20 protein-coding genes are annotated in these 20,307 nt (G+C 32.7%); 11 read left to right on the top strand and 9 right to left on the bottom strand.

What is annotated here, in order from left to right; translation table 11 throughout:
• Window positions 1-17 precede the first annotated feature (17 nt).
• The 4 genes from can to BUC11_RS13810 all read right to left on the bottom strand — a co-directional run bounded on the left by can (window position 18) and on the right by BUC11_RS13810 (window position 3,374).
• Window positions 18-653 (bottom strand): carbonate dehydratase, encoded by a 636-nt coding sequence (gene can, locus BUC11_RS13825; RefSeq protein WP_073355004.1) that lies wholly within the window; start codon window positions 651-653, stop codon window positions 18-20.
• 78 nt (window positions 654-731) lie between these two features.
• Window positions 732-2,402, bottom strand: coding sequence for a SulP family inorganic anion transporter (locus BUC11_RS13820; RefSeq protein WP_073355002.1), 1,671 nt, complete (start codon window positions 2,400-2,402; stop codon window positions 732-734).
• Between the two features lie 82 nt (window positions 2,403-2,484).
• Window positions 2,485-2,766 carry a hypothetical protein gene (locus tag BUC11_RS13815; protein ID WP_073355001.1) on the bottom strand — a complete coding sequence of 94 codons (282 nt, stop codon included), beginning with the start codon at window positions 2,764-2,766 and terminating at the stop codon, window positions 2,485-2,487.
• A 128-nt stretch (window positions 2,767-2,894) separates the two neighbouring features.
• Entirely contained in the window at window positions 2,895-3,374 is a 480-nt protein-coding gene (locus BUC11_RS13810) for a Dps family protein (protein ID WP_073355016.1), read from the bottom strand.
• A 115-nt stretch (window positions 3,375-3,489) separates the two neighbouring features.
• Between BUC11_RS13810 and BUC11_RS13805 the strand changes: the two genes are divergently transcribed.
• On the top strand, window positions 3,490-4,431 hold the full coding sequence (locus BUC11_RS13805; protein WP_073354999.1) for a hydrogen peroxide-inducible genes activator: 942 nt from the start codon (window positions 3,490-3,492) through the stop codon (window positions 4,429-4,431).
• A 34-nt stretch (window positions 4,432-4,465) separates the two neighbouring features.
• On the opposite strand, the gene BUC11_RS13800 is transcribed toward BUC11_RS13805, so the two are convergent.
• Both BUC11_RS13800 and mnmD read right to left on the bottom strand, forming a co-directional pair.
• Window positions 4,466-4,663 (bottom strand): hypothetical protein, encoded by a 198-nt coding sequence (locus BUC11_RS13800; protein ID WP_066078440.1) that lies wholly within the window; start codon window positions 4,661-4,663, stop codon window positions 4,466-4,468.
• Window positions 4,664-4,819: 156 nt separating this feature from the next.
• Window positions 4,820-5,482 carry a tRNA (5-methylaminomethyl-2-thiouridine)(34)-methyltransferase MnmC2 gene (gene mnmD / locus BUC11_RS13795; protein WP_073354998.1) on the bottom strand — a complete coding sequence of 221 codons (663 nt, stop codon included), beginning with the start codon at window positions 5,480-5,482 and terminating at the stop codon, window positions 4,820-4,822.
• Between the two features lie 300 nt (window positions 5,483-5,782).
• Here mnmD and BUC11_RS13790 point away from each other — a divergent pair, with 300 nt between their 5' ends.
• Window positions 5,783-6,850: a branched-chain amino acid aminotransferase gene (locus tag BUC11_RS13790; protein ID WP_073354996.1), complete on the top strand. Its 1,068-nt coding sequence runs from the start codon at window positions 5,783-5,785 to the stop codon at window positions 6,848-6,850.
• 99 nt (window positions 6,851-6,949) lie between these two features.
• Here the strand turns inward: BUC11_RS13790 and BUC11_RS13785 are convergent, their stop codons facing one another.
• Window positions 6,950-7,333 (bottom strand): pyrophosphohydrolase domain-containing protein, encoded by a 384-nt coding sequence (locus BUC11_RS13785; protein WP_073354995.1) that lies wholly within the window; start codon window positions 7,331-7,333, stop codon window positions 6,950-6,952.
• Window positions 7,334-7,943: 610 nt separating this feature from the next.
• Here BUC11_RS13785 and BUC11_RS13775 point away from each other — a divergent pair.
• The 4 genes from BUC11_RS13775 (at window position 7,944) to BUC11_RS13760 (ending at window position 10,624) form a co-directional block, all read left to right on the top strand.
• Window positions 7,944-9,065 carry an SRPBCC family protein gene (locus BUC11_RS13775; RefSeq protein ID WP_073354992.1) on the top strand — a complete coding sequence of 374 codons (1,122 nt, stop codon included), beginning with the start codon at window positions 7,944-7,946 and terminating at the stop codon, window positions 9,063-9,065.
• Between the two features lie 61 nt (window positions 9,066-9,126).
• Complete coding sequence (locus tag BUC11_RS13770; protein ID WP_073354990.1) at window positions 9,127-9,669, top strand: RNA polymerase sigma factor; 543 nt, start codon at window positions 9,127-9,129, stop codon at window positions 9,667-9,669.
• Between the two features lie 31 nt (window positions 9,670-9,700).
• The gene (locus tag BUC11_RS13765; RefSeq protein ID WP_073354989.1) at window positions 9,701-10,117 is read left to right on the top strand and encodes a hypothetical protein; all 417 of its coding nucleotides are present in this window, start codon (window positions 9,701-9,703) and stop codon (window positions 10,115-10,117) included.
• A gap of 48 nt (window positions 10,118-10,165) precedes the next feature.
• Window positions 10,166-10,624: a sensor of ECF-type sigma factor gene (locus BUC11_RS13760; RefSeq protein WP_073354987.1), complete on the top strand. Its 459-nt coding sequence runs from the start codon at window positions 10,166-10,168 to the stop codon at window positions 10,622-10,624.
• A 73-nt stretch (window positions 10,625-10,697) separates the two neighbouring features.
• Here BUC11_RS13760 and BUC11_RS13755 read toward each other — a convergent pair whose 3' ends face one another.
• Window positions 10,698-11,759, bottom strand: a complete 1,062-nt coding sequence (locus tag BUC11_RS13755; RefSeq protein ID WP_073354986.1) for a WD40/YVTN/BNR-like repeat-containing protein — start codon at window positions 11,757-11,759, stop codon at window positions 10,698-10,700.
• Window positions 11,760-11,875: 116 nt separating this feature from the next.
• On the opposite strand from BUC11_RS13755, the gene BUC11_RS13750 reads away from it, so the two are divergent.
• From BUC11_RS13750 to BUC11_RS13740, 3 genes are all read left to right on the top strand, one after another.
• Window positions 11,876-13,351 carry a hypothetical protein gene (locus BUC11_RS13750; RefSeq protein ID WP_073354984.1) on the top strand — a complete coding sequence of 492 codons (1,476 nt, stop codon included), beginning with the start codon at window positions 11,876-11,878 and terminating at the stop codon, window positions 13,349-13,351.
• A gap of 113 nt (window positions 13,352-13,464) precedes the next feature.
• Complete coding sequence (locus BUC11_RS13745) at window positions 13,465-15,426, top strand: KUP/HAK/KT family potassium transporter (RefSeq protein WP_073354982.1); 1,962 nt, start codon at window positions 13,465-13,467, stop codon at window positions 15,424-15,426.
• A 138-nt stretch (window positions 15,427-15,564) separates the two neighbouring features.
• On the top strand, window positions 15,565-16,821 hold the full coding sequence (locus BUC11_RS13740; protein WP_066078406.1) for an RsmB/NOP family class I SAM-dependent RNA methyltransferase: 1,257 nt from the start codon (window positions 15,565-15,567) through the stop codon (window positions 16,819-16,821).
• Between the two features lie 128 nt (window positions 16,822-16,949).
• Here BUC11_RS13740 and rho read toward each other — a convergent pair whose 3' ends face one another.
• Window positions 16,950-18,701: a transcription termination factor Rho gene (gene rho, locus BUC11_RS13735; RefSeq protein WP_073354980.1), complete on the bottom strand. Its 1,752-nt coding sequence runs from the start codon at window positions 18,699-18,701 to the stop codon at window positions 16,950-16,952.
• A gap of 181 nt (window positions 18,702-18,882) precedes the next feature.
• Here rho and BUC11_RS13730 point away from each other — a divergent pair, with 181 nt between their 5' ends.
• Complete coding sequence (locus BUC11_RS13730; RefSeq protein ID WP_073354977.1) at window positions 18,883-19,296, top strand: DUF4293 domain-containing protein; 414 nt, start codon at window positions 18,883-18,885, stop codon at window positions 19,294-19,296.
• A 162-nt stretch (window positions 19,297-19,458) separates the two neighbouring features.
• The gene (locus BUC11_RS13725) at window positions 19,459-20,121 is read left to right on the top strand and encodes a response regulator (RefSeq protein ID WP_073354974.1); all 663 of its coding nucleotides are present in this window, start codon (window positions 19,459-19,461) and stop codon (window positions 20,119-20,121) included.
• The last annotated feature ends 186 nt before the right edge of the window (window positions 20,122-20,307 follow it).

Here is a 20,307-nt window from a genome sequence, read left to right as displayed (position 1 = left end):
AAGTGGCTTTGATAGTATTAAAATTTCAATTGGTACACCGCATCTAAATCTTTATTCGAACTGATATTAACCTCTAAATCAGTCACGAAACCAGAATTAAGTCCATATGCCCAGCCGTGTAATGTTAGTTCTTGACCATTTTTCCATGCCGCTTGAACAATTGAGGTCTTGGCTAAATCAAAAACCTGCTCTTTTACATTCAATTCTACAAAAGTATTAAACCGTGTCGCTTCATCTTGAATAGAATCTAAATAATTACTGTGTAATCGATATACGTCTTTAATATGACGAATCCAGTTGTCAATAATTCCTATAGAATCATTTCCCATTGCAGCCTTCACACCACCACATCCATAATGTCCACATACTAATACATGTTTCACCTTCAATACATTTACTGCATAATCTAGAACGCTCAACATATTCATATCACTATGTACAACCATATTAGCAATGTTTCTATGTACAAATACTTCCCCGGGTTTTGCTCCTATAATTTCATTTGCCGGAACCCTACTATCAGAGCAACCGATCCATAACAAAGGTGGTGTCTGCCCTTTAGCTAAATCCTGGAAATAATTTGGGTCGCTCATTAATGAGGTTTCTACCCATTTTTTATTATTCTCTAGTATTTTTTTATAAAAATCAACCATAACTTTTAAAAATTATTTTATTTATACAACCGTTTAGTCCTTGCAAATCTATTGTAAAGGAACTCATTTTTTGTTTAATTAAATGTTTTTTTCTTCCTCAAGAAATTCATCATCTGCTAATTCTCTTGTAACCATTACTCTTTTTGCAGCATCATAGTAATGTTCAATAGTCACATGATTTTGACTGTCAATCGTATTTTCCAACTGATATGCTTTTTTAAACCCTCTTAGCTTCACTTTTATATTATCATCCATTGCCCTCGTCGTTTTAAATTCATGGATTAAATCCAAAATGTCATGAGCAATGTAAACCGTATCTTTTGCATCAATGATCACCTTAGAATTTTCTGGAATTTGGCTTAATGTCTGTTTGATAGCCGCTTTATTCAAAAAAGAAACTTCTTGTGCCAAATCAATATGAATAACGTCGCCATCAGCATATTCCTCTTTTCTAAATAAGTAAGCTCGCTGTAGATTTCCTTTTAAAACAAAAATAATACTAATGATAATTCCTAAGGTAACTCCTTTCAACAAATCTAAAAATACGACCGCCAATAAAGTGGCAATAAATGGCACAAATTGGTATTTCCCTTTTTCCCAAAAGTGTTTAAATGTAGCCGGTTTTGCTAATTTATAGCCAACTAGGATCAAAATAGCTGCTAAAGTAGCCAACGGAATTTTATTAAGAATCACTGGAATAGCAAGCACACTAACTAGTAATAATAAGCCATGAATAATGGCAGACATTTTAGACTTAGCACCTGAATTACTGTTGGCAGAGGTGCGTACAATTACAGAAGTTAAGGGCAAACCGCCTAAAAGTGAACTGATCATGTTTCCAATACCTTGCGCTTTTAATTCTACATTAGTATCGGTATACCTCTTTTGCACATCCATTCTGTCTGCTGCCTCAATACTTAAAAGAGTTTCAATAGATGCAACAATAGCAATCGTTAAGGCAATCACCCATACCTTAGGATTTGCAATTCCAGAAAAATTAGGAGTTACGATGATCGATTTAAATTCTTCTAAAGAGGATGGAACCGGTAAAGAAACCAAATGTTCTTTTCCAATTGCTAACGTGCTTCCTGTTCCTATAAAAATTTCATTTAAGATAACACCAATAGTAACTGCGATTAAAGCACTTGGTACTAACTTTAATTTTTTCAAAAATGGCACTTTATCCCATGAAATCAATATTGTCAGAGAAATTAATGTAATAACGATAGAACCAATTTGAATATAATCAACAATACCAGCTAACGAAGAAAATGTATTACTTCCATCCTTTTGCATAAAGGCCAAATCTCCTTCAAAATCACTGTCATATCCAAAAGCATGAGGCAGCTGCTTTAAAACAATGATGATACCAATACCGGCTAACATTCCTTCAATAACATTAGTTGGAAAATAATTAGAAATACTTCCTGCCTTTACAAAACCCAATATTAGTTGAATTGCGCCCGCTATAAAAACAGCCGTTAGAAAAACATCGAAAGCACCTAAATCTGTAATTGCAGTAAGTACAATAGCGGTAAGACCCGCTGCAGGTCCAGAAACACTTATGTGCGACTTACTTAAATACCCTACCACTATACCACCAACAACTCCAGCTATAATTCCAGAGAATAACGGAGCTCCAGAAGCCATTGCAATACCTAAACACAATGGTAACGCCACTAAAAAAACCACTAAACCAGACGCAAAATCAGATTTAAGGTTAGCAAAAAGATTATTTTTTTTTGTCATAATACCTAACTAAAAATTGAATACAAAATGAACCACATGCTAATGTGCTAATTGATTTTAAAAAATAAAATCGAGAATTGTACTATACTTCGTTGGGAGGAGGAATAAATATGGAAGAGGTAATTTTATCGTGTTTTGATAAATTCTCCGATAGGATAACGCCAGAAGATATCTTGGATGAAGCACTAATTTCAGCAGGGGTTTCTAAATAAAAAAAAGTCTTAATTTCTTTATGAACATGCTCTTCTTCAGAAACAGTATAAAAAATAGATATATCAGCACTTTTCTCAATCACGGTAATAACTGCAGGCGTGATTAAAAAAGCAATAAACAGAATTAAAAACATTTTAGATAGTATCTTCATTGGCGCAAAAATAGAATTAGTTTGGTAAAAATGATGCCAGTTATTCTATTTTTGCTATAAATTAACAAAAAAAAAGGCAAAATGAAAAATTTATAGTTCATTTTACCTTTTTTAAATCAATATTTAACTTACAAGCTTTCTTCTAACCAAGCCTGCATCATCCAAATTGTCTTCTCTTGCTCTGAGATAAAATCACTCATCATGGCATTTGTACCTTCATCATTAATTGCTGCAGATTTATTAAGAATCTCTCTTTCAATTTTTAGTAAATGAGATAACGAGGCGACAATCAAATGAACCGCTTTTTCATCATTAGAAATATTTTTACCAACAACCAACTGATTATTTTTAATATAATCTTCAAAAGTATGAAGTGGTGTACCTCCAACAGTTAAGACTCTCTCTGCTATTAGATCAATTTTCATTTGAGAATCTGTGTATAATTCTTCAAACTTCACATGCAAATCAAAAAAACGCTTCCCTCTTATATTCCAATGAATTCCTCTTAAATTTTGATAATACACCTGAAAATTAGATAACAAAATATTCAATTCATTAACTATCAATTCTGATTCTTTAACTGGTAATCCTAAAATGTTTGTTTTCATTTCCATAGTTTTTATATTAAATTCTTACAATTGTAAATTTAGCCTAAGATTAATGAAAAACACCATAATAAAAAGTTATAGTTTTACTAAATTTGCATCAGCAATTATTATAATTATGACAATTACTCAACTAAAATATGTTCTTGCCGTAGCTGAACATAAAAATTTTACATTGGCTGCAGAAAAGTGTTTTGTAACTCAACCTACATTGAGCATGCAAATTCAAAAAATAGAAGAAGAATTAAGCATTCAGATATTTGATCGAACAAAAAAACCTATTCAACTTACTGATATTGGTCAGAAAATTGTAAACCAAGCCAAAAATATAGTCAACGAAGCAGATCGCATACAAGATATTGTTGAGCAACAGAAAGGTTTTATTGGTGGAGAATTCAGGCTAGGAATAATTCCCACTATCATGCCCACGCTGCTACCTATGTTTTTGAATAATTTCATCAAAAAATATCCTAAGGTAAAACTCATCATCGAAGAGTTGAATACGGAAGAAATTATAACAAAACTAAATAATGGTCATCTTGACGCGGCTATTGCTGCAACGCCCTTGATGGAAGATAAAATTAAAGAAATTGTACTCTATTTCGAACCTTTTGTTGCTTACATTCCAGAAAGCCACCACCATTTTCAAAAAGAAGAAATAGAAGTTTCCGACTTAAACTTGGACGAAATTTTACTACTGCAAGATGGACATTGCTTTCGTGATGGAATTCTAAACTTATGCAAAAATAATCCTCGAAGTGAAACAGGTCATTTTCAAATAGAAAGTGGGAGTTTTGAAACCTTAATAAAACTAGCCGATGAAGGACTAGGAACTACATTACTTCCCTACCTGCATACATTAGACTTAAAAGATAGCGACAAACTTAAGTTGCGCCATTTTAAAGAACCTAAACCGGCACGAGAGGTCAGTTTAATTTTTCCTAAAAGTGAATTAAAAATTCAGATTATTGAAGCGCTTCGCAGCACAATTGCTGGCGTCATAAAAGGAGCAATCGTTTTCCAGAATGTACAAATCATCAGTTCCATTCATAAAAAATAAAAAAAAGGAACCGTTAGTTAGCGGTTCCTTTTTTTTATGAATTTACTATTAATAAACATTGTTTTAATTCTGGTTTTCCAATCGTAAAATTTAATAACCATTCACGCAATTGTTCCATTTCATAGGGCAATAACATCTTGATGGCTTTTTCTAACTCTTTGCAAAAAAGCATTGGATCAAAACTTACTCTTTCTAAAACAGATTTTGTATAATCGTACATTATTTTCGACATAAGACAAGGATGAATTTGGTTAGATTAAGATTCTAATATTGACGTAAAATTACATTTTTTGATATTACATAATTATTATTTAACGTAGTTTTTGGTTTTTTATTTTACGCTATAAAACTAGACCAAACTATTAAAATAATCTAATTAAAACGTCTCTTAGCCCTTGCGAGCACGGAACATTTCTCTTTTTCCAGGAGGTCCCGCCAGTTTTTCAACAGTAAATCCTACTTCGATCATGCTTCTTTTAACAACACCTCTTGCAGCATAAGTAACCAGTACTCCATTATTTTTAAGCGCTTTAAACATTTTTCTAAAAATTTCTGTACTCCACAATTCTGGTTGGACTCTATATCCAAAAGCATCAAAATAGATTAAATCGTACGTATTGTCATCATTAATTTCTTCAAAAAATTGCTTCCGTTTGGTTAGTGTAAAACCATCATGTAAAAGTACTTTTTCTCCCCAATTGCTTTCATGAATTGTATCGAAAAGCGTACTTTCCTGATCTGCATTCAACTCAGATACGTAATTCATCTTTAAGACTTCTTCTGCAGAAATTGGATAGGCTTCTACCCCTACGTAATCTATGGTCTGCTGCATTTTTTTGGCTTCTAAAAGCGTGATAAAAGCATTTAAAGCAGTACCAAATCCTATTTCGAGTATAGCAACTTTTTGATTTTGAAATAGGGAAAGGCCATTTTTAATAAAAACATGTTGCGCTTCTTGAATTGCGCCATGCTTTGAATGATAACATTCGTCCCATTCGGTTAAATGGATCGTTGTAGAGCCGTCAAGGGTCTGAATTATTTCTCTTTTCACAATTATATGCTAGGTTATACTGCTTTATATAATATAAAACCGCTCAAATTTAATCAAAACTATTGCCTTTACCACTTAAAAACTGCGATTTTTTATATAATCACTAGAATTATGCTTGTTTTTTTTTGATTTTCAAAAACGTAAACAAATGTTAGTTAAACGCTATAATTAATGTAGTTTTGATAAGTAATTTGCTGATTTTTATTTAATTTTGCAAATATTAAAGTCCAAGAGATGGAATCGCTATCTTTTTAAGCTTTGTATTATAACTTTAAAAAAAACAAAAAACAATACAATACTATGAGTACAACTCAAACTAACAAAATTGAGATTATAAAATCTCTTACTTCAAAAATAAAGGAAGTGAATTTTGACAACTTAAGCTTCGGTTCCGTTTTTACGGATCATTTATTTGAATGTGATTTTACAAATGGGGAATGGCAAAAACCAGTCATTAAGCCCTACGCTCCTTTTTTGTTAGACCCATCAACCAGAGTATTTCATTATGGACAAGCGATTTTTGAAGGAATGAAAGCTTATAAGGATACTGATGATGCTGTTTGGCTTTTTAGACCTGATGAAAACTACAATCGTTTCAATAAATCAGCGGTTAGAATGGCTATGCCAGAGGTTCCTGAAGAAATATTCATGAATGGGCTACATCAATTACTACAGTTGGATGAGGCTTGGATAAAAAAAGGAAAAGGAAATGCGATGTACATCAGACCTTTTATGATTGCAACTGGAACGGGCGTAATTGCTAACCCATCTAATGATTATAAATTTATGATCATTTTATCTCCAGTGACATCGTATTATTCTGGTGATGTAAAAGTACTTATTGCAGAACATTTCAGTAGAGCTGCAAATGGAGGAATTGGGGCGGCAAAAGCAGCGGGGAACTATGGGGCTCAGTTCTACCCTACTGTATTAGCTAATGCAGCCGGTTTTCAGCAGGTTATTTGGACGGATGACGCCACGCATACCAAACTTGAAGAAGCTGGAACAATGAATGTTTTCTTTAGAATAAACGATACCTTACTTACTGCTCCAGTAAGTGAACGAATTTTGGATGGGGTAACCAGAAAAACACTGGTCGACCTGGCTAAAAGTGAAGGAATAGAGGTGGAGATTCGTCCAGTTTTAGTTTCTGAACTAGTTGAAGCAGCTAAAAATGGAACTTTAAAAGAAATTTTTGGAGCTGGAACAGCTGCCGTAGTTAGTCCAATCTCGGGATTCTCTTATCAAGATGTCTATTTTGAATTGCCAAAAATTGAAAAATCAGTAGCAATACAACTCAAAGACAAATTGACCAATATTCAAAATAAGTTAGAAAAAGACACTTTTGGATGGACCGTTAAAATATAATTTTTAGATTTTATCTTTACATAAAGGCGATTTTAATTTGTAAAATCGCCTTTATTGTTTTCTACAGGACTACCTATCGTCTAGAGGGCTTAGTAAATCCTATTTAAGAATAATTGAAAAATCCGGTTTAAAGTAATTTGGCCCTTTTAATACTTTTCCATCTTCCCGATAAATAGGGTTTCCATTTTCGTCTAATTTACTCATGTTACTGCGCTGAATTTCATCAAATACGGCCTCTATTTTATCCTGTAAGCCATGCTCTATAATTGTTCCGCAGAGAATATATATCATATCTCCTAAAGCATCTGCTATTTCTGTTAAATCATTATTTTGAACCGCTTCTAGATACTCCTCATTTTCTTCCTTCATTAAATTATAACGAAGTTCATGCTTACGCTCTCCTAAATTGGCTGTAGGACTTTCATTAAAATCAATTTTGAACGTAGAATGAAATTCTTTTACGGCATTAATTTGTTTTTGCATCTTTAGTATTTTTATCAAATGAAAATACAAATTAGCAAACTATTATTAAACAAATAACTAAATTTGTCAAAAAAATATTTTAATTATGTTTAGTCAGGGACAATTAGTATTTGCAGGACTTTTTTTTATTGCGTTTGTCATTGCGATGGTATACGCCTACCGAAAAGATTTAGCGTTGCACAGAATATTTTATAAAGGCAATTATAAAATATTAATAGGATTTGGAGTTTTTATTGGGATATTGTTCTTGATAAAGATATTCTTTAAACGGTAGTTTGCAATAAATAAATAATAATGTCCACTTTATCGTGGACTTTTTTATTTCAGGACCTTTTGTAAATTCAAATCTAATCCTCACTCCTATTTATATCCTAAATTATTGAATATCATTTACTTAAAAATAACGGAATAAAATTCTAAACATTATGCCCTTAAAAAAACCCTTATAATTAAAATAGATTATAACTTGCCATTCAAATCTAGTTGAACAAAAAACAATTGAATTATATTGTCCCTTTTTCACAAAAAAAGACATATATATTTATTTAACACTTTCAGTGACTTATAAATTAAATTTTTAACTTTACAGAAATTAATAAACCCGTGTATTATGAGGATTTTAAAATATTTATTTCTTTTACTACTGCTTAGTTTTGTAGCCCTATCCATTTTTGTAGCTACTCAAAAAGGAGATTTTACCGTAGAAAGAAGTCAAATCATAAATTCTCCAAAATCGAACGTTTATAATTTTGTAAATGATTTCAAAAACTGGAAAGATTTTGGTTCATGGATTACTGAAGATCCTGAAATAAAAATTACTTATCCACAAAAAACAATTGGAGTAGGTGCCTATTATTCTTGGAAAGGAAAAGACGGCTCTGGAAATATGAAAACTATTTTTGTAAAGGAAAACGACAGTATTTCACAAAAAATGGACTACAATGGAAGTTCATCAGCGGTGTTTTGGACTTTCAAGGATACGGTAGGCGGCACAAAAGTAACATGGAAGACTATCGGGAAAATGAGTTTTTCTATGAAAGTGTATACTGCCTTTAACGGTGGTATGGATAAAATCATTGGGGTCATGTATGAAAAAAGTTTGTCCAAGCTAGACAAAACTCTTGATTTTGAAATAAACACGTACAAAGTAAAAGTAGATGGCTTAACAAAAATTGCACCTACTTATTACTTAAAACAAACCTTTACAAGCAAACTTTCTAAAGTTACCAAAAATTCAAGGATCGTATTTTTCAAGATAATTGATTTCTGTAATAAAAACGATATCGAGCGCAACGGGAAACCATTTTTACTTTATCATACTTATGCCTTAGCCAATGGACTGGCTAGAATCTCTTTTTGTGTACCTATAAAAAGTCAAATTTTGACAAGTTCAGGCAGTGACATCTTAACTGGAAAACTGGAGGGCTTTGAGGCTGTAAAAACAACGTTAACTGGTGATTATTCCCACACGAAAAAAGCGATGGATAAAGCAATGGGATTCATTAATTCTAATAAAATAATAGTCGATCCTACATTTTCACATTTAGAAATCTTCAAAATCAGCAGATCCGAAATTAAGAATCCATCGAGATGGGTCACTGAAATTTATTACCCGATAAAACCAAAAGTGATTCCTGTCAGCACTTATATTCCTGCTCCAATTAAAAAAGTAGAAGCTGTAAAAGTTCCTGCACCTGTTATCAACAAAGAGGAAGAGCAATCTGAATTTTAAAACTAATAGGAAACGATTAAACCTTTTTAATAAATTCTATTCTCATCTATAAAAAACAATTTTGCAAGAAGAACAGGAATTTATAAATCAGTTATTAAACTCTAAAACGCAAAACCAAGCGTTTCAGAAGTTGATATTGGATTATCAAAGACCCCTTTACAATCAAATTAGAAATATCGTTTTGAATCACGACGATACAGATGATGTGTTGCAAAATACTTTTATTAAAATATTTCAAAATTTAAAAAATTTCAAAGGAGACAGTAAACTCTTTTCGTGGATGTATCGCATTGCTACCAATGAGGCCTTGACATTTTTAAAACAAAAATCAAAAAGAAGTGGAGTTTCATCAGAAACAATACAAAATAAAGCAATCGATAATCTAGAAGCCGATGTTTTTTTTGATGGAAATGAAATTCAAATAAAATTACAAAAAGCGATTGCTTTACTCCCTGAAAAACAGCAGCTAATTTTTAAAATGAAATATTTTGAAGAACTCAAGTATGAAGCTATTTCTGAAATACTAGGAACCTCAGTGGGTGGATTAAAAGCATCCTATCACATTGCAGTAAAAAAAATAGAAGCATTTGTAACCACTAATTAAACCTTTTTGTAATAACACTGTCTAAAAGAATATGAAAACATTTAAATTAGAAAACGATCCTAAAATTGAACCCGGATTTAAGATACCCGATCACTATTTTGAAAATTTTTCGATCAAAATGATGGAGCAATTGCCAGTAAGCGAGCCAAAAGTAATTTCTATTTTTCAAAAAAGAAAATTGTTAATTATGTTAAGTACTGCTGCCGTTTTAATTTTTGCCTTATTGATTCCAATTCTAAGCCCCACTGAGTCAAATACAAAAGAATTAGATACCGTTGCCATAGAAAATTACATTACTTATCAGTCTAATGTAAACCAATATGACCTAATAAATGGACTAGAGACGGAAGATATTGAAAAAATCAATAGTAGCATCGTTCTAGAAGACGAAACCATTGAAGATCATTTATCAACAAACTCAAATTTAGAAAATCTCATTTTAGATTAAATGAGTTTTTAAAGTTTTCACTAAAAGATAAAATTTAAAAAAATAAAAATGACATTAAAAAAATTATTACCAATACTAGTATTCTTCGTTTCCTTTAACTTTTTTGCTCAAGGCGAAAGTATGAAAGATAAAAAAGAACAGATTAAAGCGTTAAAAGCCGCTTTTTTCACAACGGAATTAGACTTCACCACAAATGAAGCAGAGAGATTCTGGCCAATCTATAACACCTTTGATGACAAACAATTTGAATTGAGACATCAAAAAATGAAAACCTACATGAGAAGAATGAATGATGGCTCCTTAGACCAAATAACGGAAAAAGAAGCTAATACTTTCTTAGCACAAATAGAAGATACGGAGGAAGAACTCTTTTTATTAAGAAAGAAATTCATGCAGAATGTGAAGAAAATTTTACCTGCAGTAAAAATAGTTAAACTTAAAAAAGCAGAGGAAGATTTTAATAGAAAATTACTGCAACAATATAGAAATAAAGGCTCCAGAAAATAAAATTTCACTTATTATTAGTTCAATAAAAACACCTTAAACTTCCGGCTAATTTGCTACAGTTTAAGGTGTTTTTTTATTTAAAACGGATGCGAATCATTTTATTCTGTCCCGCTGCAATCGCAGTTTTGTCATCAAGGAAACGTATTGTATTTAGGCTGGAATCCGTAGACAATAGCTTCCATATAGTACCGCTGTCTGAGGAATAATATATTCCAGAAGTTCCCACAGTAACAAGTGATTTTCCGCTGCTTTTGGGCACATACTGCACACAAGACGCATAGCCAAAACCTTGATTTTCAGAGACAAGCTCCCATGTTTTTCCTCCATTTGTTGTCCTTGCTTTATTAGAAAAATTTTGGTTCCTAACCTCATAATCACCTCCAGTAACCATCCCTATATTTGAGTCGTAAAAATCAGCTGTAAAAATTCCTGTCATAGTTTTGCCTTGTACAATTGGAGTTTCATAAACAGACCAACTTTCACCTCTATCAGGAGAATAAAAAACTCGCGTTTTTTTACCACCTGAAACAAGCCAAGTGTTATTATCTTTTATAACAATATTAGTGTTGCTTGCAGCAAAAGCTGCTTCCCCATCTGACACTTTTGGTAGTTTTTCGCATGATATTTTATTCCATGAATTGCCACCATCCCTTGTTACAATAATATTGAGACAGTTCTCAATTGGATCACCCATTGCAATTCCTTCATGGTTATCCCAAAATTGCATGCTATCATAAAACACTTTTTGGTGGCTTTCTTGGTAAACTAACTGCGTGCTCAAACCCGCTTTGGAAACCCGATAAAGAAGTGCAGGGTTGGCTACATTTAAAATAAAAACATGTTCTATTGTTTGAGCAATACTTCTAAATTCAAGATTTAGTGAATCCTTGCTGATTCTATTTTCAATCTTTTGATTAGAATCCAAATTATAAAAACCATATCTTCCTTTATCTGCAGCGTACCAAATTTTATTTTTATCAATTTGAATCGCTCTAATACTTATTTTATCCTGAAATAAAGTGTCTATTACAGCAGACTGAAAATTAGTTTCTTCTATTCTTTCAGACTTATAAATACTTGTTTTACAAGACACAGCAACTACTAAAACCAACAAAGACAGTAAAATATTTTTCATTTTTAGTACATTTTACTGCTAATTTACAACTATTAATAGAAATGCAATAAAGTACCCAAATTAATTGGCACAGTAATTGGATATTGAAAAAAAAGGGAAATTTAATCCAATTAATTATGAAAACGAAACTACTATTATTGAGTCTATTGACTACTGTTTTCGCAACGCAGATACAAGCGCAAAATAGAACATCAGTAAATGCTATGAATGCCGAAATCAGTGACAATCTTGACTTGAGAGCTGTTGCTTCTATTTTTGGCGATTCTAGAGACCTACAGGATTTTGAAAGAAGACTGAATGATCCTGATTTGCAAATATCTAATTTGGATTTAAACAACGACAACCAAGTTGATTACTTACGGGTGATTGAAACAGTAGAAAACAGAACACATTTAATCATCGTTCAATCCGTTCTTGATGATGATGTTTATCAAGATGTTGCTACAATTGATGTAGAAAAAGACCGAAACAACAAAATTCATGTACAAGTAGTTGGTGACGTTTTTATGTATGGAGAAAACTATATTTATGAGCCAGTATATTACAGTACTCCTGTAATTTACGCTTCTTTTTGGTCCACTAATTACCGTCCTTACTATTCCTCTTGGAATTGGAATTATTATCCCTCTTATTATTATGCATGGAATCCCTTTCCAGTATTCCGATACAGAAACAATATCAATATTAATCTAAATATTAATAATTACTACAATTATGTTAATCATAGAAGAAATGATCGCACTGTAGTTTATTACAATTCAAGACGCTCCAATGGCTATGAAAGACAAAACCCAAATTATTCTTTTTTAAGAAGAAATGCAAATGTGGTAAACCGTTACGAATTAGACCAAAGAAGAGGTTCTAGAAACGAAGTTGGCTATGCTAACAGAAGAGGCGGTTCTTCAAGAGATTATTCTCAAAACAGAACTAATTCTTCCAGAGAAGTTGCGCCACAACGAAGCGGTTCTTCACGAGATTATTCACAAAATAGAACTAATTCTTCCAGAGAAGTTGCGCCACAACGAAGCGGCTCTACAAGAGATAATTCTCAAAATAGAACTAATTCTTCCAGAGAAGTTGCGCCACAACGAAGCGGCTCTACAAGAGATTATTCTCAAAATAGAACTAATTCTTCCAGAGAAGTTGCGCCACAACGAAGCGGTTCTACAAGAGATTATTCCCAAAATAGAACGAGTCAGTCGAGACAAACTGCGCCACAAAGAGCAGAGTCACCAAGAGATAATTCTCAAAACAGAACAAACCAGGCCAGACAAGCTGCGCCACAAAGAGCAGAGTCACCAAGAGATTATTCTCAAAACAGAACGAGTCAGGCCAGACAAGCTACACCACAAAGAGCAGAGTCTCCAAGGGATTATTCTCAAAACAGAATGAGTCAGCCAAGACAAGCTGCGCCACAAAGAGCAGAGTCACCAAGAGATTATTCTCAAAACAGAATGAATCAGGCCAGACAAGCTGCGCCACAAAGAGCAGAGTCGCAAAATAGAGGAAACTCGTCAAGAGAGTCAGCACCGCAAAAAAGTGACGCTCAACGTGGGAATTCCTCTTCAAGAAATGATAATAGAAGATCCTAATAAAATAGATTAGAAAAGATAAGACACGGCTTTAAAGCCGTGTTTTTTTATTGGATAAAAAGCTCTAATTTATTTTAAAAGTGTATTTTTGACAAGTTTTTTAAAAATAGTACATGAGCGCATCGCACAAAGACCTGCATAGTAAATTAACATTAGGTGGTTTATTAATTTCATTAGGAATAATTTACGGTGATATAGGAACTTCTCCGTTATATGTAATGAAAGCTATATTAGGCGATCATATTATTAACGCTGACGTTGTTTTGGGTGGCGTATCTGCCGTTTTTTGGACCCTTACTTTACAAACTACCATAAAATATGTCCTAATCACATTAAGTGCTGACAACCATGGTGAAGGTGGGATTTTTGCTTTGTATGCTTTAGTCAAAAAAACTAAAATAAAGTGGTTGATTGTTCCTGCCATCATTGGGGGAAGTGCACTGTTAGCCGATGGAATTATTACACCTCCTATCTCCGTTTCTTCTGCTGTAGAAGGAATTAGAACTTATTATCCCGAAATAAATACCATTCCAATAGTGATTAGTATTTTATTTATTCTATTTGCTATCCAGCAATTTGGGACCAAATTAGTTGGGAAGTTTTTTGCTCCAATAATGCTAATTTGGTTTGGAATGCTCGCCATACTAGGATTATCACAAATTGGACAAAATATTGAGGTTTTAAAAGCCGTTAATCCTTATTATGCGTATCATTTACTGACCATTCATCCCGAAGGATTTTTTGTTTTAGGATTTGTATTCCTTTGTACAACAGGTGCTGAAGCATTATATTCCGACATGGGTCATTGCGGACGTAAAAATATTAGAATTAGCTGGATCTTTGTAAAAACTGCCCTAGTGCTTAATTATTTTGGACAGGCTGCTTATTTAATTCATCACGAAGGAGAAACACTTCAAACTTTGGGTGGAAAAAATGGAAATCCATTTTATCTTATCATGCCGGATTGGTTCCAACCTATAGGAATCATTATAGCAACTCTTGCTGCTGTAATAGCATCACAAGCCTTGATTAGTGGCTCATTTACTTTGATAAATGAAGCTATGAGACTGAATTTTTGGCCTAAAGTAAAAATCAAATATCCAACGGAATTAAAAGGTCAATTGTACATTCCTTCGATAAACTGGTTATTGTTTATTGGTTGTGTTGGAATTGTACTGCACTTTGAAGAATCCAGTAATATGGAACATGCTTATGGTCTGGCTATTATCTTATGTATGATAATGACCACTATTCTGCTTAACTTTTATTTGATAATGAAAAGGGTGAAACTTTACTTTATTATACCTTTAATTGCGATTTATTTAATAATTGAATTTAGTTTTCTAGCTGCCAATATTACAAAATTTGCTGAAGGTGGTTACGTAACTCTTTTTATAGCTATCACTTTAATCAGCATCATGACTACATGGTACTTAGCCAAACAAATCAACAAAAGTTATACTAAAATTGTTAAAATTGAAGATTATAAAAAAGTACTTGTTGAATTAAGTGCTGATTTAAGTATACCAAAGTACGCAACACACTTAGTATACATGACAAATGCTGGTAGAGCAGACGAAATAGAGGAAAAAGTAATGTATTCTATTTTGCAAAAAAGACCAAAAAGAGCGGATATATACTGGTTTGTTCACGTAAATATATTGACAGAACCTTACAAAGCAGAATATAAAGTTACCGAAATTGTAAAAGATGACTTGTACCGTGTAGACTTTAATCTTGGTTTTAGAGAGCCCACTAAAATTAACTTGATGTTTAGAGAAGTTATTAAAGATATGGTTAAAAAAGGAGAGGTTGATATAACAAGTCGATACGAATCGCTAAATAAAAACAATATCATTGGCGATTTTAAATTTGTTTTATCCGAAAAATTTCTATCTAACGATAGCGACTTAAGATGGCATGAGAAAATCATCATGAACTCCTACTTCTTAATTAAAAAATTAAGCTTATCCGAAGAAAGAGCTTTTGGTTTAGACAGCAGCTCTGTTAAAATTGAAAAATTCCCACTTGTGCTTCATGCACCAGAGAAGATGGACTTGACAAGAATAAAATAATCATTCTGTTTAAAATCACTTAAAAACATTGTATTCATACGATGTTTTTTTTTGGTCATAAAATTTAAAAATAACATTCATTATTTAAAATATAACATTCAATCAATAAATAGTACCTTTGCACCTCAATTATTTAAAATGAGATTACACAGAAATTTAGTTTACACAACAATAGATGCATTAAATGCCATTTTTAACGAAGGTGAATATGCTGACAAAGTAGTAGCAAGATCCTTAAAAAAAGACAAACGTTGGGGAAGTTCGGACAGAAAGTTTGTTGCTGAAACCATCTACGAAATTGTACGTTGGAAAAGATTATACGCAGAAATAGCCGAAGTAAAAGAACCATTTGACCGAGATAATCTTTGGAGAATGTTTTCTGTTTGGGCAGTTTTAAGAGGCTATCCTATTCCGGATTGGCGTCAGTTAGAAGGAACTCCAGAACGAAAAATTAAAGGCCGTTTTGATGAGCTTTCTAAAGTGCGAGCCTTAAAAGAATCTATTCCAGACTGGATGGATGAATTAGGCGTTAAAGAATTAGGAGAAAAAGTGTGGGCGACTGAAATTACAGCCCAAAATCAACCTGCTAAAGTAATTCTGAGAGTAAATACACTTAAAACTACCAGAGAAGCGCTACGTGCTATTTTGATGGATTTAAACATTGAGACAGAGACTTTAAAAAATCAACCTGATGCTTTAGTACTTAAAGAAAGAGCTAATGTGTTTTTAACTGATGCTTTTAAACAAGGTTTCTTTGAAGTACAGGATGCCAACTCTCAATTAGTAGCTGCTTTCCTTGATGTAAAACCAGGAATGCGCGTTGTAGATACTTGTGCAGGTGCGGGTGGAAAAACACTCCATATTGCTGCTTTAATGGAAAACAAAGGACAGCTAATTGCTATGGATTTGTATGAAAGCAAATTGAAGCAACTAAAAATTAGAGCCAAAAGAGACGGCGCTTTCAATATAGAATACCGCATCATTGATTCGACAAAAATCATTAAAAAACTACATGAAAAAGCAGACCGTGTATTAATCGATGCCCCCTGCAGTGGTTTAGGAGTTTTGAAAAGAAATCCAGATGCTAAATGGAAATTAAAACCAGAATTCATTGATAATATCCGTAAAGTACAATCGGAAGTTTTAGAAAATTATTCTAAAATTGTAAAACCGGGTGGAAAATTAGTTTATGCCACTTGCTCGATATTACCATCCGAAAATCAAGAACAGGTTGCCCACTTCTTGACCACAGCTATTGGTAAGGAATTTAACTTTGTAAAAGATCAAAAAATCCTAGCCTCAGAGTCCGGTTTTGATGGATTTTATATGGCTTTATTAGAACGAAAAGAAAGCTCAGAACAAAAAGAAAAAAGAGTACAAAAAGAAATCGAATAATGTTTTGATTTAGACTCTAGAATACAAAAAAAGTCTTCGAAATTCGAGGACTTTTTTTGTATTCTTATTTTTTTAGCTTACCTTCTTTCCAACTTTAAGCCTTAAGCTAAAAAACTTAAATTTTTGTATTAATCATTCATTGAGATTAAAAACTCTTCATTGTTCTTCGTTTTCTTAAAACGATCATTAATGAAATCCATCGCTTCAATTGGATTCATATCCGAAAGGTATTTTCGCATAATCCACATGCGTTGCAATGTTTTTGGATCCAATAGCATATCATCGCGTCTAGTGCTTGAAGATGTTAAATCGACAGCTGGAAAAATACGTTTGTTAGCAATCTTTCTATCCAATTGCAATTCCATATTACCAGTACCTTTGAACTCTTCAAAGATAACTTCATCCATTTTTGAACCAGTTTCTGTTAATGCAGTGGCAATTATACTTAATGACCCCCCATTTTCTACATTTCGGGCAGCACCAAAGAAACGTTTTGGCTTTTGCAATGCATTTGCATCCACACCACCACTCAATACTTTTCCTGAAGCAGGTTGCACTGTATTATAAGCTCTAGCCAAACGTGTAATAGAATCTAATAGAATCACTACATCATGACCGCATTCTACTAATCGTTTTGCTTTTTCAAGAACAATATTAGCAATTTTAACATGCTCTTGCGGTTCTCTATCAAAGGTAGAAGCAATTACTTCACCACGCACACTGCGTTGCATGTCAGTAACCTCCTCTGGCCGTTCATCAATTAATAGAACAATTAAATATACTTCAGGATGATTTGCCGCAATTGCGTTTGCAATTTCCTTAAGCAACATCGTTTTACCTGTTTTAGGCTGAGCCACAATCATTCCACGTTGTCCTTTTCCTATTGGTGAAAACAAATCGATAATTCTTGTTGAAATAGTGCTTTGTTTTTCAGCTAATTTGAATTTTTCTGATGGAAATACTGGTGTTAAATGTTCGAATGAAACTCTGTCACGAACCACTTGAGGATCGTGTCCATTTATTTTCAAAACGCGAACTAAGGGGAAAAATTTCTCTCCTTCTTTTGGCGGACGAACCACACCTTTTACGGTATCGCCGGTTTTAAGACCGAACAATCTAATTTGAGAAGTTGACAAATAAATATCATCTGGCGAAGCCAAATAGTTATAATCTGAAGAACGCAAGAAACCGTAACCGTCAGGCATCATTTCTAGAACTCCTTCACTTTCTATAATTCCATCAAATTCAAAATCAGAAGCGGCAAAATTGCTTTTCTTGTTTTTAAAATTGGGGTTTTGATTTCCATTTCCATTTGGATTCTGCTTGTGCAGCTGGTTTGGATTTATTTTTTTTGTAGGAACTACAGCTTCGGCTTTTTCTTCAGTAGTTATTCCTACAGCAGCATCGTCTTCTTTTGTCGTTTCCTTTACTTCTTCTTTATCCTTTTTTAAGGCGATTTTCTTTTCGTAAGCTGATTTATTAAACTTAATCACCTTTCCTACTTTTTTCTCTACAGTGCCAGGCTCCACTATTACGAGTGGTTCTTCTTGAACGGTAAGCGCTTCAGCAGGAGCATTATTTTCTACTGCAACTGCATCTCCTATAACAATTTCTTCAGTTTCAAATAGAGGACTTACCTGCGCTTTCTGTATTGCTGCTTTTTTAACAGGAACAATGCGAACTCTTTTAGGTTTATCATCTTCCAGATCACTTTCTGCTTTTGTATTTACTTTAGTATCAATGTTGGCCATTTGATGCTCTACTATCTGACCAATTAAAGTCTCTTTTTTTACACCGTTAAATTTTATGGTTTTAGCTGCTTTAGCTATTTCTTGAAGCTCAGAAAGCTTCATTTCTTTTAATGCAGAAATATCAAACATGAATGTTCTATGAGTTTAATTAATTTTTGGAATAATGTAAAAGATAGGTAGTAAACTTTAAATTGAATCAACCGCAGTATGAAGTGCTTACGGAATTATGATGCAATAATACGAATAAAATTCAATCAGACAATAGTATTTTTAAAAAAGAAAATATATTTTTGTAAAACATATTTAACAAATGATACAAAGAATTCAAACCATTTATTTACTTCTTGCTTTCGTAGTTACTGGCATTTTGCTATTTTTTATTCCATTGTGGACAATGGGCGAAGGTCAAGAATACTATTTCATGCAAAGCCAAGTCTATACTATATTATTAGGTTTGAGTACCACGCTAACGGTATTAAGTATTGTTTCCTATAAAAAAAGACAAAATCAATTTGTTATTGGCAGATTGAATATCATATTAAATTTGATTTTATTAGGATTGTTTGTATATCGTTCACTAAACGTATCTGGAGAAACACCTGCTGTTTCGGAGAAAGGTATTGGGATGTTTCTACCTGCAGTTGTTGTCGTGTTATTAGTTTTAGCTAATAAGGCCATCAAAAAGGATGAAGATCTTGTAAAATCTGTGGATCGATTGAGGTAAACCTATAAACTTTAGTTTATTAGTGCGAAGGAAACCCGAATGTAACAATTCGGGTTTTTTTGTGTCCTACTAGTTAAACTTTATCAATAAAGACAATAAAAACCTTATGAAAAAACCAAAATGCTATTTATTTTCTATAAATTTGGCAGTAAGAATCCTAATATGTTAAATAAAATAAGAATTCATCTTGCTGATGACCATCAAATCCTTATTGATGGAATTAGAACTTTGCTTCATACCAATCCTACATTTGAGGTCGTAGGGTTTTCTATTAATGGCACTAATTTGTACGATGAAGTGCTACGCAACAAATCAGACATTCTAATTCTGGATATAAATATGCCAGAAAAAGACGGAATTGAGGTTATCAAAGAGTTTGCTCAAAAAGGATTCCCTTGTAAAATTATTATTTTATCCAGTCACGATGATTTGAGAATAATAAAAGAAGTCATGAAATTAGGCAGTAGCGGTTATTTGACAAAAAAATGTGCTGGTGAAAATATTATCGAAGCAATTTTGGCGGTTACTAACGGTGAGGAATATTTTTGCAAGGCAGTACGAGAGAAAATATTTAGTACGGTTACGAAGGACAATCCAAAATTAATCAAACCCGAACTGAAAGGAAACTTACTTTTAACCGAAAGAGAATTAGAAATTATCATTTTAATTTCACTTGAATTGAGTGGCAAAGAAATTAGCGATCAATTATTCATTAGTGTCAACACCGTAGAAACACATCGAAAAAACATTATGAAAAAATTAGATGCCAAAAACTCGATAAGCCTTGTAAAATATGCCATAAAACATAAATTAATCAAATCCTGATTTGGTATAATCCGTATAATTATTTACTTTGTAAAAATTGAATTTACCGTATCTCTAACATAGAAATTTTTGAAGTACAGTTTTCTCAAATGGTGGATTCAATTAATTAATGCGAATTCCTGATTATTGTTTAATAATTGTAAATATACTTCATTTGGAGAATCAAATTGATGCCTTTTCCGAGGT

Origin of the sequence: Flavobacterium xanthum, assembly GCF_900142695.1 — a bacterium.
GTDB classification, from domain to species: Bacteria; Bacteroidota; Bacteroidia; order Flavobacteriales; family Flavobacteriaceae; genus Flavobacterium; species Flavobacterium xanthum.
This window is presented reverse-complemented; position numbering and strand designations above follow the sequence as displayed.